A 17,094-nucleotide genomic window follows, 5' to 3' on the forward strand; every position below is an offset into this window, starting at 1 on the left:
CGCTGTCCAGGTGGACTTCACCGGCTTGTGCTTCTCCAGGCGCTGCCGGTACACGCGCGATGCGTACTGGCTACCCCTGTCGCTGTGGTGGATCAGTCCCGAGGATGGCTGACGGCGCCCCACAGCCATCTCCAGGGCCGACAGTGCCAGATCAGCCCGCATGTGATCGGCCATTGCCCAGCCCACCACCTGCCGGTCGTACAGATCCAGGATCGCGGCAAGATACAACCAGCCCTGAAACGTCCACACGGCAGTGATATCCGCCACCCAAGCGCAATTGGGTTCCGACACCTGGAAACACCGCTCCAACCGATTCGGCGCCACCGGGTACCCATGGTTGCTATCCGTGGTGGCCCGCCAGCGTCGCCGCTGCCGAGCTTCCACTCCGGCCTCGCGCATGAGGCTGCGTGCCTGAGCGCGTCCTACAGGCTCTCCACGCCGCTGCAGCTCCTTCGCCATCCGTCGGCTCCCATAACTGCCCCGTTTACGATTGTGGATGCTCTTGACCATGTCCAGCCGCCGGATTCTGTCCGGATCCGGCCCCCGTTGACACCAGGCATAGTAACCGCTGCGGCTGACCTGCATGACCCGACACAAATCCATCACCGGAAAGTTGGCCTTCTCCGCCTTGATGAACTCATACCTCAGTTCGACTCTTTGGCGAAGAAGGCCGCCGCCTTTTTTAATATTTCCTTTTCCATCCGTAACTTACGGTTCTCTTCCCTAAGTCGTTCCAACTCCTCGGCCTGGCCCTCCTGTTGGTCATGCTGGTGAGATTGCCGCTCACGTTCCTTGCGCAGCCACCGATCCAACAGGCTGCGATTGATCCCCAGAGACCTGGCAGCTTCGGCCACCCCATATCCCTGGCGCTCAACCAATGCCACTGCCTCAGCCTTGAATTCCGCCGTGTATCGACGTCGTGCCTTCTTGCTCATGAACACCTCCGATGCATAGCCTACGAGGCTTAACGGGGTGTCCGCTACAATTGAACCACTTCACCGTGCATCACCTGATCCTCGCTGTGGCTACGCACCTGGGCCATCACCGACGCGTCCCGCTCGATGCGATCGGCAATGCCATTGGCAAAGTGCAGCTTGTCGTCGTCGCTGACTTCGGCGCCGTAGAGGTCGTTGAGCCTTTCAATGATCTCGTCCAGGCGCTGCTTCTCCGGGTCGTGGGGCTTGCCCGATCCCACCTCGCTGACAGGCTTGAGGCCGTAATCTCCGTCTGAATCCTCCAGGCGCAGGCGCTTTTCCTCCCGCTTGGTCAGGCGGTAGTGGGTCAGTTCCAGTTCACTGACATCGATGGCGTCATCATCCAGCAGTCGGTCCAGGCGCAGCAGCGGGTGGAGGTGACGGGCGAATACGCACAGCTGTTCCAATTCGGTGTCGTCGAAGGTGACGATCTGGCTGAGGAATTCATAGGTGCGCACGAAACTGGCCAGGTTCTTGCGGAACAGGTCCAGTTCATCGCGGGTGGTACCGGCATCCTTGAGCTCCTGCTCGGCGCGTTTCAGCCCCTTGTCGTCGCCGCTGCGTTCGGCCTGGTCACGAGCCTCCCGCCACGTGTGCTGTTGGTCGAGAATGGCCTGATAGCGTTGCCGGAACCGCTCCTGGGCCGGGCGGCAGTGGTAGCTGAGGCTGGCTGCCGGGGCTTTGGAATCGAAAAAGGCCCGGGCAAAGCCCGCCACCTCAGGCCACTGGTAAATGCCGCTGGCATCCAGGCTGCGCTGCAGGTCAAACACCACCTGGGGATCGGACACGTCCGCCAGTTCGGCCTTGCGGTAATAGGGGGCGAAGGCCTCCAGCACCTCCTGGGCATCGTTGAAAAAGTCCAGGATGAAGGTCTGTTTGCCGGGGAACAGTCGGTTCAGGCGGGAGAGGGTCTGTACGCAGTCCACCCCTTGCAGCTTCTTGTCCACATACATGGCGCACAGCTTGGGCTGATCGAAGCCGGTCTGGAACTTGTTGGCGGCGATCATCACGTTGTACTCGTCGGTGTCGAACGCCTTGGCCAGGTCGCGGCCCTTCAGCCCTGGGTTGAGCAGGGTGCTGGTCTCGGTGACCTCCTCGGGGATTTCTTCATCAGGGGGCACGCTGCCGGAGAAGGCCACCATGGGGTGAACATCCTCGTAGCCCTGGTCCTGGATGTAGCGGCCCATGGCCAACCGGTAACGTACCGCTTCCTGACGGCTGGCGGTGACCACCATGGCCTTGGCCTGGCCATCCAGCAGATGACGCACCTTGTCGCGGAAGTGCTCGACGATCACCTCCACCCGCTGGGCGATGTTGTAGGGGTGCAGGCGTACCCACCGGGCCAGAGTGCGCGAGGCCTTTTTGGAATCCACCTCATGGTCTTCCCCATCGGGATGGGCCAGTTTCCAGGCGGTGCTGTAGGTCACATAGTTGCGCAGCACGTCCAGGATGAAGCCCTCCTCGATGGCCTGGCGCATGGAGTACAGGTGAAACGCCTCGGGCTTGTTGTCGGCCGATGGGGGGCGGTCCGGGTCCGGCGGGCGGCCAAACAGCTCCAGGGTCCGGGCCTTGGGGGTGGCGGTGAAGGCGTAATAGCTGATGCGCTCACTGGGGCGACGCGAGGCCACGGCAGCGTCCAGCATGGCCTCGGCGCTGATCTCTCCGGCATCGTCCTCCATCACCTCTCCCGCCGCCGCCAGCAGGGCCTTGAGCTTGCTGGCGGCACTGCCGGTCTGGGAGGAATGGGCCTCATCGGCGATCACTGCATAGTGGCCCTGGGCCAGTTTGGGGCGCTTGTCCAGGGCATCGAACAGGGCGGGAAAGGTCTGCAGGGTGACGATGATGATGCGGGTGTGGTTGGCCAGGGCCTCGGCCAGTTGCTCCGACTTGCTCCGACTGCCCATATCCCGGGTGATGGGGCAGACCACGCCGTGGGCATGCTCGAACTGGTAGATGGTTTCCTGCAGCTGGCTGTCCAGCACCGTGCGGTCGGTGACCACGATCACCGAGTTGAACAGCTTTGCGCCGTCCTCGGCGTAGAGGTTGGCCAACTGGTGAGCGGTCCAGGCGATGGAATTGGATTTGCCCGATCCGGCGCTGTGCTGTACCAGATAACGCCGTCCCGGCCCCTCGGCCCGGGTGGCCTCAATCAGCCGGTTGACCACTTCCCACTGGTGGTAACGGGGGAAGATCAGCGACGCCTTGGTCTGGCGGCGGCCATGGAAATCCTCCTCGGTCTTTTGCTCCAGGTGCAGGAAGCGGCCGATGATCTTCAGCCAGGCCTCCGGGGCGAAGACATCGTTCCACAGGTAGGCGGTGGCATAACTTTGCGCATCGGCGGGTGGCGGGTTGCCGGCCCCGCCCTCTTCCGTGCCCCGGTTGAAGGGCAGGAAACCGGTGTCCTTGCCGGCCAGCCGGGTGGTCATGGCCACCTCCGCCTGACTGACGGCGAAATGGACCAGGGCGCCGCGCTTGAAGGTGAGCAGGGGTTCGGGCTTGCGGGTCACCGGGTCTTTCACCGGCCGGTCTTTTCGATACTGGCGCTTGGCGTTCTCCACCGTCTGCTTGAACTGGCTCTTGAGTTCCAGGGTGGCGGTGGGGATGCCGTTGACGAACAGCACCAGGTCCAGGCGCGGGTTATAGCTCTCGCTCACCTGCCCTTTCTCGCGGGCATGGGGCGAATAGGACACCTCCGGCACCACCCGCAGGCGGTTGGCCCGGTAGCGGGCCAGGGAATCCGGGTTCATGCCGTGGTCGGGCTGGAAGCTGCACAGATCGAACTTGACCCCCGGCACCTTGAAGCCATGGCGCAGCACCTCCAGGGTGCCGGCCCGCTCCAGTTCACGGACCACCTTCTGCACCAACACCTTGTCCGGGGCCTGGGGGTTGGCCTTGCAGAACTTCTCCCAGCGCTCGGGCCAGGCGTCCTGGATGTACCCCAGCAGATCCTCGGTATAGAGGGCCGAGGCCCGGTCATAGCCGCTGGCGGTGCCGACTGTCCAGCCGCCCGACTCCATGGCGTTGATGATGTCCTGCTGAAACTGGGTTTCGCGGCTGTCGGCCATGGGGTCTCCTTGAGGATGGTGACGGGTGCGTCCTGGGGCTATGCCGTCTCTGCCTGGGTGGGTTTGGTGGTGGACGTGGCCGCCGGGGGCTTCCAGTTGCGCACGTCGATCTTGCCGGTGACGGCGGCGGAGATAAGGGCGGAGCGGCGTTCTTGGAGGAGCAACACTGATTTATTTGCGTCAAGCAGTAGTCTGTCAATGTTCGGAATAATATTCGCAATCCGAGTCACAATGGCCTCATGCCCCGGTAGTGCTCAATGAACACTTCGCTGCTCCGCCCCATATCGCTGGCTGCCTTGGCCACCTGCCCGGCGTGTTCATAGGCGCATTTGAAATGGTTAGAATCAAGGTAGGCATGGGGACCATGCCTCAAAGCGAGCGCATTGACCCAGGATGCGCGGATGGAGACCTCAATACGCTCCAGCGCCTCCAGACAGAGCAATCGCAACTTCCGATCAAAGACGTACCGGTCCAGTACGTCATCGAACGAGACTTGATTCAGAAATCGGTGAGACCGCTGGCCTTGCGTGACCGGGGGATGTTCGAAGGGCAGCCAGTAGGCGCTGAGGCGATAGTAGCCGATATGGCGAAGATAGTGTGCGGCACGTTCAGCAGAGGGCACATACATGCCTCTGTCCACCAACAGCGCGATCTGCTCGTCTATAGATGTGGGTGGCTTGTCGTAACGCATTACCACCACCCGAAAAAAAGTAACCCCCCGGTTTGAGCGTCACCGCAGCGGACTGCGGAATAGGCTTGGGGGGTGTTGTTAAGGCGGACGCTACCAGCATTGACGTCCGTTGTCAACCCAGAAAGAGCAAGGCAAACCTCGTCCACTATTCCCTGCGACCGCCTCACGCCGACAGCTCCTCAATCATCCGCTTGATCCTATCCGTGCAAGCCTTCAGGTCCGCGTCGATCTCCTCCAGCGGGCGGGGCGGGATGAACTTGTAGAAGTGCCGGTTGAAGGGGATCTCGAAGCCGACAATGCCGATCTCCTCGTCCAGCGGGTCGCGCTTGCTCTCGTCGATCCAGGCATCGGGGACATGGGGCTTCACCTCCCGCTCGAAGTAGTCGTACACGGATTCACCCAGGGGCACGTTCTCATTGTCCCGCAGGCTGGTGTCCGGCTCCGGGTTGCTCTTGGCGTCGGTGCAGATGTCGGCCTGGGGGTCGCGCTCGGACAGAGCACCCTGAATGGCCTTCATGACGGGGGCGCCCAGTTTCAGGTCCAGCGCCTTCAGCGCCGCCTTCAGATCCTTCAGGAAGGCTTCGCGGTTAGTGTAGAGACGTTCGGCATCCAGCCGCTCGCAGGCGGCCTGGACGCCCAGGCGGGTGGTGCCATCGAGCTTCTGGATCGGCTTTTCCTCCAGCAGTCGCTGGATGCGCTCCGGGCTGCCCTGGAAACTCAGCCGCAGCGGACGCTCCACGGTGATGCGCCGGTAGCCGAAGGCCTCCACCGGGAAGATCCGGCTCTCCTCCGTCTCCCCGAAGGCACCATACAGGCGCACGATCTCGTTGATGTCGCCATCGGCCACATACTGGCGCTTGCTGCCCAGGGACTTGCGCATCTTGCTGGCCCGACCGGTGGCGTTGATCAGTTGCACCTTGCCCCGGCGCTCGGCGGGCTTGTCGTTGGAGAGGATCCACACATAGGTGGCAATGCCGGTGTTATAGAACATGTCGGTGGGCAGGCCGATGATGGCCTCCACCAGGTCGTGCTGCAGCAGGTAGCGGCGGATTTCCGATTCCCCGCTGCCGGCTCCACCGGTGAACAGGGGCGAGCCGTTGAGGATGATGCCGATGCGTGACCCACCCTCCTGGCGGGGGCGCATCTTGCTCACCAGGTGCATCAGGAACAGCAGGGAGCCATCGGACACCCGGGGCAGACCGGGACCGAAGCGCCCATCGAAGCCTTTCTGCTTGTGCTCGTCGGTGATCGCCTTCTGGACCTTCTTCCATTCCACGCCAAAGGGGGGATTGGAGAGCATGATGTCAAAGCGTTCGCCCGCCAGCTGGTCGTCGGAGAGGGTGTTGCCCAGCTTGATCTGCTCCACCGCCTGGCCCTTGATGAGCATGTCGGCCTTGCAGATGGCGTAGGACTCGGGGTTGAGTTCCTGGCCATGCAGGGAGACGGTCACGTCCTGGCTGACCTGCTGGATGTATTCGTCACTCTCGGAGAGAAAGCCCCCCGTCCCTGCCGTTGGGTCATAGACGGTGACGATCCGGTGCGGTTGCAGCCGGTCTTCCTGATCGGTGAGGATCAGGGAGGTGGTCAGGTGCACGATGTCCCGGGGAGTGAAGTGTTCCCCGGCGGTCTCGTTGGAGCTTTCCGCGAACTTGCGGATCAGTTCCTCGAACACCAGCCCCATGCCGTAGTTGGAGAGCCGCTGCGGGCTCAGGTCGATGGCGGCGAAGCGCTGCACCACCTGGTAAAGGAGGTTGTTGGCGGTGAGTTGCTGGACGAACCCCTCGAATTCCAGGTGCTCGAAGATCTCCCGGGCATCCCCGCTGAACGACTGCACGTAGCTCATCAGGTCATCGCCGGTCTGGGTATCGGACAGTGTGCCCAGGGTCAGGGGTGAGGCATTGAAGAAGGGCTGATCCGCCGCCCGCAGCAGCAGCTTCTCGCGCACCGCGTCGGGTTTGCTGCGGTGTTCCTGGGCGGCGCCGAGCACGTTGGCCCGGGTGGGCTCCAACACACACTCCAGGCGACGCAGCAGGGTAAAGGGCAGGATGATGCGACCGTACTGGGACTGCTTGAAATCCCCGCGCAGAAGATCGGCCACCGACCAGATGAAGGCCGCGAGCTGGGAGTGGTTTTCGGTGTTCATGTCAGATCCTTGAGGTATTGCTGGCCCTTTGCGGTCAGGCGGTACTGCTGCAGGCGACTGTTTGGGGTCTCGGGCAGTGTCATCTCGATGAGTCCCCGTTGCAACGCGGGCACAAGGTAATGACGGCGGAAATGGGCACGATGCCGAAGTTCCAGGTGTCGGCGAAGTTCTCCTGGTGACTGCGAACCCTCGCGTAATAACTGAAGCATAGGGAGGAGTGCATCGGACTGGGTCACTGACTGGGTCACTGACTGGGTCACTGGGGCGTTTTCTGGCACAACCACCGGCGCTGCCAGCCAGACACTCATCCGAATGCGATTGGCAATTTCTTCAATATGTGGCTCCGGCAGCCCCTGGACGGCCGCCTCGGCAAAGATACGCTTGACGCCACTCCCCCACTGTTCGATCAATCCGAGTTCGCGGAACACGCGGGCGATCACGGGATTGCGGATCATCGAAACGCCCCGTTTCATCTCGTCGATGGTCATGCCCGGCATCAGCAGCCCGGGGCTTTCGATCTCGATACGATCATCGAAAAACGCGATCCGAATCGGGCTGCCCTGCTGCGAGTAGTCGCAATGCACCAAGGCATTGACGACTGCCTCACGCAGCATGGTCAGCGGGATGCTCCACACGTCGCGGCGGCGCATGGCCCCGAACTCCGCGCTCTTGAAGGCGTGCTTCTTGAGAAACAACTCGATGCTGTTGACGGCTTGTGGCAGGGGTTCATGGATATCCGTCTGATCGAAGATGTCGATTTTTTCCGTGCCACGAAATCGACCGCACTGCACCCAGGCATCTGCGAAATGCCATTGACGCTCACGGCCAAACAGCAGGATGCCGCCTACACTGGGTACCAAACGTCCCTGATAAGGCATCAGCAGCCGCAGGGTGCGCAACCTGGCTTCCCCCAGGGGGGCGTCACTGCCAAAGGCCTCCTGGATGGCCGCTTGGTCCAGATCCTCGATCGACAGTTCTGTCATGGGTTGCGCGTCGAAGGTGGTACCGCGCACCTGCCGTTGCATTTCCTCAATCGAGTGCACGCTGGAACTCCAGCTGTTTGCCTTCCGGCTGGGCAAGCAGATCCTCGATTGGGTGCATCATCACGCGATTTCCTACCGCATACGAACCAGCTTATTGAAGTGGACCCCAAGCGGCAGCCCATCCGCGAGGACACGGCTCTCGAAGACCATCAGGAACCCGCCGATTCTCCATCAACGCACCAGGTACCTCAACCTTCCTGGCGCGCAGGAATATCCGAAAACCTTCATCCTCCCAATAGACCATAAACTCTTGGACACCTCCCGCCCCCGCCCTACCATGCCCCCATGAACGCTCTGACCTCCTGGATCACGCGCTCGCTGGGCCATAAGCCAGGCCGAAGCCTGCCCGGCACGGACGCGATTGGATCGCCAGCGCGCCTGATACCAATCCAGGATGCCCAGACCCTTCTCAATCCCACACACCGCCAGGCTATGCTGGCCCAGATCGCCAGGTTGACCGGCCTGCCCGGCCCGCATCACCACGCCCTCGTATTGGGGCCCATCCGGCAATACGCCAGCTTCGTGCAGCAATTGCCCGCCTCCCAGGCTCACCATCATGCCGGCCTGGGACGGAGCCTGACAGTCGTCCGGGTTGCTTTGAGGGGACCGTCACCCCGAGAGCTCAGGACTCGAGCGAGGACATTGCCCACGAAGCGACTGAGCCAGACCGAAGTGTGCTGTATTATGTGCGCGCGGGCCTCGTCGGCAAAAGAGCGGCAAAAATGATGAAGCTCCGAAAGGTGGCCTTTAACGAAACTGCCCCAGGGCCGTGATGGTCAGCCCAATCCTGTCGACCACGTCCAACCCGTGATAGCCGGTGAGTCGCCGCACCTGACGGTCCGCTTCCACCGGGTTATGATTGGCCAGCTCCATACTTTGGGCCAACTGGGTGAAAAAGTCATAATCCGCGCGCAGCTTGGCACGGTGCTCCGGATCTGGTGTGTTGCGCAGCCTTTCCCGCAGCAAGGGGCGCACCTTGGTGTTGATGTCCTTGGCGGTTCCCCGGTAGACCTCCCAGGTGACGTTGTCGCGCCCCATGTGGGCGTAGTGTGACGCCATGTGCTGGGCCTTGAACTCGGTGATGCGGCCAGCGTCAGCGGCGTGGCGCGGATCAATGGCCTGCAGGGCGCTACCCTGCGCCCCCAGCACGTCCCCACGCCCAATGATCTCGGGGAAACGTATCCAGGGACTGGTGTGCCCGCCTTCGGTGCGATAGGCCTCCAGATGCGCGTCCGTGGTGACCATCTGAAACGACTCACTGGCCGATCGGCCTCCGGCGTGGCGACCATATACCCCCTCGAATATCTTGTTCAGCCGCCCATTGGCCTCGTAAAGCCCCAATGCCTGGGTCTGGCCCGTCACCGGGTCGCGATAGCGGATGTTCTGGCCATCCCTGACCGTCACGGCCAGATCCAGATCCATGCCCGGAGAGGTGTTGCCCGCATTGCGAATGGGTCGAAACGATAACTGTTCGGTGTCGTAACCGGCGCGGGCCAGTTCGTTGCGATAATCCCGCACCACTCGCCGGGTGTGCAGCCGATCGGTGGCGTTGTACTCGCGTTGCATTTGCCGGTGCTGGGCGCGTTGGGCCGGAGTCATGTCCGGATCGCCGAACTTCAGGTAGCCCTTGGCGTGGGGGGCATGCTTGATGGCCGCAGTGCTGTCCATGAGGCGGCGCTCCATCGCCCGAACCTGGGAGGCCGGGGCGCCACTGCGCTTGAGGTGACGATGTTCCTGGTAAAGATCATGATGACGCTGCACCATCGCCTTGCCGTATTGCCGCTGCTGGCGGAACTCCACCTCCCTTTGTGCCTCACGCCAGGCCCCCAGCCGCGCCTGCTCGCGCCCCCGGATGTACTTGTTCTGGTAGTGCAGACCGACATTGGTGGCATAACCGATGGCCTGCTGACGCACGTACGAACGGGCCCAATGGCTGGCGCCACCCGTGATCCCACCGGTCTGATAGCCCTCGTAAAAGGTGATGACGTGGTTGGCCCTGGAGGAGTACTGGCGCACCATGGTGGTTCCCAGTCCGGCGATCATTCCCGTGGCACCCTGATAGTCCTCGCCCAGCACACCGCCGGTCTGATAGCCATCCACCGAACCCGAACTCAGACTGTAAGCCAGTGCCACCGTGCCACCCCCGGTGATGAAGGGTGCCGCCAGCATGGTGTACTCGCTGGCGGTCTTGACCGTTTCCAGGCGATCCTCGTACCACTCATACCACTCGGCGTCGGCCTGATGCCGGTCGAACTCGGCCAACTGCCCCTGCTGGGCTCGCTCCAGAAGGCCGTGGGTGACCTCCCGTAGCTGATCCAGGTCGTAATCCGTGCCCAGGGTGGCCTCCGCCCAAGCCCGGGCGTCCAGGCGATCCTGCTCCGGCATCAGCTCGAATGCGCGCTCGTAGCTGTCCACCACCCGGGTTTCCTGGGCGATCTTCTTGGCCAGCTCTCTGGTGTTGTTCTCCGCCTGGAGCTGAAGCATGTCGTCCCAGCCGGTGCGGGTGCGTGTGAATTGCCCGGTCTGCAGGGTGGCGATGGCGTCGATCTCCCCTTGCAGGTCAGCCTGCTTGGCGAGAATCATCCACGACAGATCCTCGCGGGCTTTCGCGTCGGTCGCCTGCGACAGCATGGAACGATAATGGCCGAGGTCATCGCGCAACAGGTCGATATTGTTCTCATGGTGGGCGATGCGTGCGGCAATCGGGTCCACCTCGGGCACTTCTTCAGGCGGGGCATCGGCTGCGTCGGCGTGGTCCGCCATGAGCAGATCGCCCTCCAACGGTGCGTCACTCAGGAGACGTGACTCGATGCGACGCGTCAGGTGCCGGGCTTCGTCGGCAGACAGCTCGGTGAGCCGATAATGAAACCGGGCCTGAACGTTGCCACAGTCGGTGTGCGCAATCACGGCCATCACATGGTCGTGCTGTGACTGGCGAATCTCGCCACTATGGAAGGGGATCACCGGTGTTTGCCCTGCGGGACCGGTGCCAGCTACATATTCCATGCCCGGCAGTCGCGGCGCCGCCATGGCTTGGGTCATGGCTGCGGAAAGGCTGGTGTGACGCTGCCCCGAAGGTGTGCGGTACACCCGCCACCGCCACTCTCCTTCCCCTCCCACGCGCGGTCGCCACTCACTGCCATCGGCCATCACAGCAGGGGGGAACGCCCAATTCATCCCGGTCCTTCGAGATTCTTCCTCCACGGTAACGGTCTCGGTCTCGACCCGCGGGCCGCTGCCAGGCTCGCCAGCACGCGGATTGTACACCTGGACGCACGAGCCATCCTGCACGCAGGCCGGCACGCTCACCGTTGGTGCCTGGTAATGGGTCTCCCGTCGGGTGGTCTCCACCTGCCAATCCAGACTCATGCGCCCCAGGGAATACTCCAGGTCCACGGGTACGCAATGCCTTTCCAGGTTGGGGTTCATTTCCGGGTACCCCCAGGGCTGACCGGTCAGTTCACGACGCTCCATATCCTGATCATGGGAAACGTCCACCAGCACCCAGTGCAGCTCCTCGGGATCCGGCAGTGGCGGCAGTTCCCCGCCCGCGCGCGGGAAGTCCTAATAGGCCTGTCGACTCCGGCGATGCTGGGCGAGGGCTTCCCGAAGTTCTTCACGGTTCTCCTGGATTGCCTGCTGAATGCTTGCCCGGGACTCACCGGTCACGTAGCGCTGCACGACCAGCCCTTCCGGCTGGCGCTGATGCACCGTGCGCCGTGCGCTGGTGACCTCACCTCCCACCACCCGATAGTGATCCACGAACAAGCGTTCCGGGGTGGGTCGATAAAAGGTCACCCCGAGCCTCTGGCCCCTGTCTTCGTCGTAGTCGTAAGTCACCCAGCCATCCGGCAGGGGATCGGCATGAATCACCTCCCACCAGTCACGGTCCCTGCCCATATCGGCCCGGATGCGCTCACCCACCTGGTCGATCACGCCCTGCAGTTCGGGCATCACGTCTTCGTCATGGGAGGCATAACGATCGCGTTCACGTTCTTCAAAACGGTAAAACATGACAACGCCATCGGGCTCGGTACTCAAGCGCTCATAGACCTGATGAATGGCATGCCGCTCAGCGCGCCGGTGCCGCGTCCAGCCGTCAGGGTGCTCCTCGCTCTCTTCCAGTCGGATGGAGATGGGTGCCTGCATGTAGGCCCCTTCCAGTTCATGGGATGGCATCAGGTCATTGAGCCGGCGAGCAAAACGCTGCTGAGCGGCGCAGGCGTCCATGCGCGGATCCGGCGGGGGCCCCAGGGCTTCCATGTGATCCCCCAGGGTTGTCAGGCGCTGCCCGTGGGACTGCACACGCTGGTGGATGGCGCCGATCACCCTCATGTGGCTTTCCACTGTTTCGTCGGCATCGTACGCCGCTGCCATCTCGGCCTCGAACAGGGCCTCCTCGAACATCTCAAAGAGCACATCCAGGGCCCGTGCATGAGCCAGGGCTTCCACCAGCAGCGGGTTCATGCGGTCCAGCCAGTGCAGCAGTGCCATGGATGGAAAGTCCATCACCTGCGCCCAGGACTCTTCGTAGGCCATGGCCTGTGAGGGATCCATGGGAGGCATGAACTGGCGCATGACCTCGCGGGTAACGCTCACCGTGGCATCCAGCTGTACCTGACTGAGGCCTTGCACCTGTTGAGCCAGGGGCGTGTGCAGCAGGTCGTGTGGATGCTCCGGCCATTGTGAGGAGTCCGCTTCACGGTCCTCTTCCGCCAGTTCCAGGCCCCGACAGGGGTCAGTGAGCAGTTCGGTTGCCTCCTGGCCCAGATGTACCCGCTCGGGAGCCGGCTCCGGGTATTCCGGGAACACCGGCTCATGTACCACCGCGGCCTTCCAAAGCGCTGCCAATTCGGGATCGACGGGCACGTCGGCATCGGCCTTGACGAGTCTTTCCACCAGGGCATCGACAAAGGCCGTCAGCTCCTCGAGGTCACCCACCCGCCGGCTCAGGGCATCGGATTCGCCGGTATGGGCCTGCCAGAACCAGGCCAGCACCTGTTCGGGATCCGCCCCCATCAGATCCACGCCCTGGTCGCGAAGCTCCAGGGCGAGACGATCAAAACGCGGTGGCAATGCGCCCCAGGCGCGCAGCGCTCGCAGGGTGAGTCGACCCTCGACATAGAGCGCTGCCATCTCATGGACCTGGTCATCCGACAGCGATTCAATCGAATCGTCAGCGGTGCCATTCCCCGCCGCCAAAGCCGGGATCGCCGAGTGCCCAAACAGCACCATCAGGCTCAACAAACCGACCGCAGTGAACCGGCACAATTGCCCCAACGGATCGTTCTTCGCCACCGTGCACCCCCATGCTGATCGTCGTGCTCGCACGCCCTTGACCATTGGCATCGGATCAGTCGGGAGCGCGCCATGCTGCAAGCCTCCTACACAGCCGCACAAAAGTAACGTCGACCGTGTGTCGACTCAGCGACGGTGGGTACCATACTGTCCTGGCGATGACCGGGAAGAGGACAGGGACTGAGGGGCACGAGCGCCCTGTGGGGTGCCCGCCGCCCCGAGCAGGGCGCCCCCGTGCATCGGGTCATGGACATCGCGCTGACCGGGGAAGACCGCGATCAGATCGATCGCATCCTCGACACCCACATCACCGACCCGGTAGGGCCTGAGTTCATGGCACCGCCGGCACGTAACGGGTGATTCATCACAGTCTACTGAGCCCCCTGGACTGATCAATCGGCCTCCCGATGCCGCCCTGGCCGCAACACCATCCGGCCAGGGCGGCATTGAACTTGGCGCTCATGTTTTGAAAAACCGATCCACGCGAATCATTACCAGGGGGCGGCCCAGTTCAGCTCGGCATAATGGGTGAGGTGGAAGATGATTCCGCTCGCAACACGTGTTGCGCCCACCCTGAGGCAACGAGCCAGCGCCGACGCTACCCAACGGCCCCATCCAATGACAGCCGGACCTGCGCAGCGCGCTCCACGGTCGGCATAATGGAGTGGGCCCCAGTGAATCAACACTATGGGCCTGAGTCTCTTGCATGAAGGTAGTGAGGGGGAGAAGGGAGTCACTGCAGCTGAACCTCACTTATTTCACTTCAGCCGTGGTAGGAGAGAGCGTATGTGGTGCCCGCGTCTCAAGTGGCGGAATGGCAAAGGTGTTGTGCCCAGCCGTCGACGATTGGGGGTGATGGGTACGATGCTGATCCTGGTGCTGGTGCTGGCCCTTGCGGGCTGCGTCCCGATCCCGGAGGACGAGGCCACCGAAGTGATCACCGTCTGGGCCCACGCCGGACGCGAATCGGAGCGACGCACCCTGGAGGCGCAGGTCCGGGCCTTTGAAAAGGCGAATCCGGGGCTGGCGGTGGATGTCACCTTCATCCCCGAGGGGTCCTACAACGGCCAGGTGCAGGCGGCGGCCCTGGCCGGGCGCCTGCCGGATCTGCTGGAACTGGACGGCCCCTATCTGGCGGCCTACGCCTGGCGCGGCTGGCTCGCGCCCCTGGACGAACACCTGCCCGACACCCTCAAGGACGATCTGCTGCCCTCGCTACTGGAGCAGGGGCAATGGCGGGGGCAATGGTACGGAATGGGCATGTTCGACTCGGGTCTTGGGCTCTGGGCCGATCGTCATGCACTGAAGGCTGTGGAAGCCCGCATTCCCGACGGCCCTGCAGATGCCTGGACGCTGGAGGAATTGCAGGAGATTCTGGCGCGCCTGGCTTCATCCTCCAGCGGCGGTCCGGTGCTGGATCTCAAACTTAATTATGGAACCGAGTGGTTCACCTACGCCTTCTCGCCCCTGCTGCAGTCGGCCGGTGCCGGCGTGATGGGGGAGGATGACGAGCCACAGGCCCGCAGCCATCTGGATGCCCCGGCCTCGGTGCAGGTACTGGAGACGGTTCAGGGCTGGTTCCAGGCGGGCTGGGTGGACCCGAATCTGGATGATGCCGCCTTTACTTCGGGACGCGTGCCTTTGGCCTGGGGCGGTCACTGGAATGCGCCTGCCTACCGCGATGCCTTGGGGGAAGATCTGATCCTGTTGCCGTTGCCCCGCGCCGGAGACCGACTGGTCAGTGGTCAAGGATCCTGGCAATGGGCCCTCTCCAGCCGGGCCCGGCATCCGGAACAGGCCGCCAAGCTGCTGGCCTTCCTGCTGGAGACCGAGCAGGTGCTCAAGATGAGCCGTGCCAACGGGGCGGTGCCCGCCACCCTGACGGCGATCGCCGCATCGGAGGATTACGGTCCAGAAGGGGCCCTCAGACTGTTTGCGGAACAGTTGCGCGACGGCTACACGCGTCCCCGGCCCCGCACCCCCGCCTATCCCGTGGTGACCGACGCCTTCGCCCGGGCCTTTCGGGACATCCGCCACGGTGCCCCCGTGGCCGACACCCTGGAAGCCGCGGCCCGGCGCATCGACCGGGAAGTGGAGGCAAACCACGGTTACCCGGCAAACTGACAGCCTGTGCTATGTTCCCACAGATGAACGCCCCGCTCGGCAAACACCCGGAACATCGCGTGGCCTGGTGGTTCATGGCCCCGGCGCTGGCGGGCCTGACCGCCTTTATCCTCGCCCCCTTCCTGCTGGCGCTGGGCATGTCCTTCACCGGCCTGCGGCTGGGTTCGCCGCTGCCGGCAGGCTTTGCGGGGCTGGAGAACTACCGCGAGGCCCTGAGCGACCCGGCCTTCCTGCGGGGGGTGGCCAACAACGCCCTGTTCGCCCTGGTGGTGGTCCCCGTGCAGACGGCTCTCGGATTGGCCCTGGCCCTGCTGCTGAACCAGCAGTTCCAGGGGCGGTGGCTGTTTCGAACGCTGTTCTTCATGCCCGTGGTCTTTCCCCTCTCGCTGGTGGCGGTGATCTGGATCATCCTCTTCGCTCCCGGTCCCGACGGCCTGCTCAACGGACTGCTCAATGCCGTCACCCTGGGTGCCTGGACGCCCCGGGACTTTCTCAATGATCCCGCCTGGGCCCTGCCGGCGATCATGGTCACCTCCATCTGGCAGGGGACCGGGTTTCAGATGGTGGTGCTGCTGGCCGGCCTTCAGGCCATCCCGCGCTCCCTCTACGAGGCGGCCGCCGTGGATGGTGCCGGGCCCTGGCGGCGCTTCTGGCATGTGACCCTGCCGGGGCTGCGCAACCCGCTCATCTTCGTGGTGATCGTCACCACCATCCTGTCATTCCGTGTCTTCGACCAGGTGCGCATCATGACCCAGGGAGGGCCCCAGGATGCCAGTACCACGGTGATCCACGAGGTGGTGCGTGCCGCTTTCGACCGCGGTCAGGTGGCCCTGGCGGCCGCCATGAGCGTGGTCTTCTTCGTGCTGGTACTGGGCATCACCCTGCTGCAGCGCCGCATGATGCGCCAGGAGGGTGGCACGGCATGAACGCGACCCTGCCCCGCCTGGTGTTCACCTACCTGCTGTTGCTGCTGTGCACCCTGGTGTTCTTCGGCCCCATCCTGTTCATGCTGGTGGGCAGTCTCAAGCCGGACGATCAGGTACTGGCCGACGCCGCCTCGCTGGCCGCCCTGTGGCCGCGGGAGGCCGGTCTGGACAACTACCACTCCGTTTTTGAGCGGGTGCCCTTTGCAAGCTATCTGGCCAGTTCCCTGCTCATCAATGGCCTGATCGTGGGGTTGGGGTTGCTGGTCAACGCGCTGGCCGGCTATGCCCTGGCGCGTCTGCGCTGGTGGGGACGGGAGACGATGCTGGCCGTGGTGGTGGCCATTCTGGTCATCCCCTTCGAGGCCATCGCCATCCCCCTGTTCTATCAGCTCTCGGCCCTGAGCTGGCGGGATGACCACTTGGTGCAGGCCATCCCCTTCGTCGCCAATCCCCTGGCCATCTACCTGTTCTACAGCTTTTTCCTGGGCCTGCCGCGCGCCCTGGAGGAGGCGGCCCGGGTGGACGGTGCCGGTGTGCTGCGCACCTTCTTCAGCATCGTCATCCCCAACAGCAAGGCCGCCTTTGCCAGCGTGGCCATCGTGACCTTCCTGTTCCATTGGGGCATGTATCTGTGGCCGCTGCTGATGACCACCTCGGAGTCGGTGCGGCCGTTGCCGCTGGGGATTGCCAGCTTCCACACCCTGCCGCCGCTGGCCTGGGGGGACATCCTGGCCTTCGGTGTCCTCATGGTGCTGCCGGTGCTGGTGGTCTTCGTGGTCTTCCAGCGGTGGTTCGTGGCGGGGGTCGCTTCCACGGGGATCAAGGGCTGA

Annotated in this window: 11 protein-coding genes and 1 pseudogene; 4 read left to right on the forward strand and 8 right to left on the reverse strand. The window is 63.4% G+C overall.

Features of this window, described 5'->3' with window-relative positions; genetic code table 11:
• Positions 1–27: 27 nt before the first annotated feature.
• From ECTHA_RS20315 to ECTHA_RS16805, 6 genes and pseudogenes are all read right to left on the reverse strand, one after another.
• Positions 28–935: pseudogene (locus tag ECTHA_RS20315) on the reverse strand (IS3 family transposase); the annotation flags it as partial.
• Between the two features lie 44 nt (positions 936–979).
• A complete protein-coding gene (locus tag ECTHA_RS16795) occupies positions 980–4,039 on the reverse strand; it encodes a type I restriction endonuclease subunit R (RefSeq protein WP_025280514.1) in 3,060 nt (1,019 codons plus the stop codon).
• Positions 4,040–4,077: 38 nt separating this feature from the next.
• A complete protein-coding gene (locus ECTHA_RS20495; protein WP_275259731.1) occupies positions 4,078–4,206 on the reverse strand; it encodes a restriction endonuclease subunit S domain-containing protein in 129 nt (42 codons plus the stop codon).
• Between the two features lie 59 nt (positions 4,207–4,265).
• Positions 4,266–4,730: an Abi family protein gene (locus ECTHA_RS16800; RefSeq protein WP_025280516.1), complete on the reverse strand. Its 465-nt coding sequence runs from the start codon at positions 4,728–4,730 to the stop codon at positions 4,266–4,268.
• A gap of 163 nt (positions 4,731–4,893) precedes the next feature.
• Positions 4,894–6,873, reverse strand: a complete 1,980-nt coding sequence (locus tag ECTHA_RS0102470; RefSeq protein WP_025280517.1) for a type I restriction-modification system subunit M — start codon at positions 6,871–6,873, stop codon at positions 4,894–4,896.
• Positions 6,870–7,916, reverse strand: a complete 1,047-nt coding sequence (locus tag ECTHA_RS16805) for an ATP-binding protein (RefSeq protein WP_203225292.1) — start codon at positions 7,914–7,916, stop codon at positions 6,870–6,872. Before ECTHA_RS16805 ends, ECTHA_RS0102470 begins: the two co-directional genes overlap by 4 nt.
• 285 nt (positions 7,917–8,201) lie before the next feature.
• Here ECTHA_RS16805 and ECTHA_RS20650 point away from each other — a divergent pair, with 285 nt between their 5' ends.
• A complete protein-coding gene (locus tag ECTHA_RS20650; RefSeq protein WP_084306656.1) occupies positions 8,202–8,642 on the forward strand; it encodes a TraI domain-containing protein in 441 nt (146 codons plus the stop codon).
• Positions 8,643–8,663: 21 nt separating this feature from the next.
• Here ECTHA_RS20650 and ECTHA_RS0102485 read toward each other — a convergent pair whose 3' ends face one another.
• Positions 8,664–11,420, reverse strand: a complete 2,757-nt coding sequence (locus ECTHA_RS0102485; protein WP_025280520.1) for a hypothetical protein — start codon at positions 11,418–11,420, stop codon at positions 8,664–8,666.
• Positions 11,421–11,480: 60 nt separating this feature from the next.
• Complete coding sequence (locus ECTHA_RS0102490; RefSeq protein ID WP_128571840.1) at positions 11,481–13,052, reverse strand: hypothetical protein; 1,572 nt, start codon at positions 13,050–13,052, stop codon at positions 11,481–11,483.
• Between the two features lie 1,017 nt (positions 13,053–14,069).
• On the opposite strand from ECTHA_RS0102490, the gene ECTHA_RS0102500 reads away from it, so the two are divergent.
• Genes ECTHA_RS0102500 through ECTHA_RS0102510 form a run of 3 tightly spaced genes read left to right on the forward strand, consistent with a single transcriptional unit; the run spans position 14,070 to position 17,094 of the window.
• Positions 14,070–15,338 (forward strand): sugar ABC transporter substrate-binding protein, encoded by a 1,269-nt coding sequence (locus tag ECTHA_RS0102500; RefSeq protein WP_029762208.1) that lies wholly within the window; start codon positions 14,070–14,072, stop codon positions 15,336–15,338.
• A 23-nt stretch (positions 15,339–15,361) separates the two neighbouring features.
• Positions 15,362–16,264, forward strand: coding sequence for a carbohydrate ABC transporter permease (locus tag ECTHA_RS0102505; RefSeq protein ID WP_025280523.1), 903 nt, complete (start codon positions 15,362–15,364; stop codon positions 16,262–16,264).
• Positions 16,261–17,094, forward strand: coding sequence for a carbohydrate ABC transporter permease (locus ECTHA_RS0102510; RefSeq protein WP_025280524.1), 834 nt, complete (start codon positions 16,261–16,263; stop codon positions 17,092–17,094). The genes ECTHA_RS0102505 and ECTHA_RS0102510 overlap by 4 nt, the downstream gene beginning before the upstream one ends.

It is taken from the genome of Ectothiorhodospira haloalkaliphila ATCC 51935, assembly GCF_000633935.1.
Taxonomy (GTDB): Bacteria; Pseudomonadota; Gammaproteobacteria; order Ectothiorhodospirales; family Ectothiorhodospiraceae; genus Ectothiorhodospira; species Ectothiorhodospira haloalkaliphila.